The sequence below is a fragment of the Microbacterium sp. H6 genome, assembly GCF_003314775.1.
Classification (GTDB): Bacteria; Actinomycetota; Actinomycetes; order Actinomycetales; family Microbacteriaceae; genus Microbacterium; species Microbacterium oxydans.
Genome location: NZ_QOAY01000135.1, coordinates 1 through 225 on the forward strand (window position 1 = coordinate 1; position 225 = coordinate 225).

Here is a 225-nt window from a genome sequence, read left to right on the forward strand (position 1 = left end):
AGCAACCGCGCCGTGGCTCTGGCGCGGCTGCGCAGCTCCGGTATCGCGCTTCCACCGGCGTTGGTCGCGGCGGAAGACGTTCCCCGGGGGAAGCCGGAACCCGACCCCTATCTTCTCGGCGCCTACCTGCTGGCGCGCCGCGCTGACGACTGCATCGTGTTCGAGGACTCCGTGCCGGGGATCCGCTCGGCGCGCGCGGCGGGGGCCGGGGTCGTCGTCGGGGGC

At 74.7% G+C, this 225-nt stretch carries 1 protein-coding gene; it reads left to right on the forward strand.

What is annotated here, in order from left to right; translation table 11 throughout:
- The coding region (locus DSP71_RS08535) for an HAD family phosphatase (protein WP_181800695.1) at positions 1-225 on the forward strand (225 nt) is incomplete at both ends.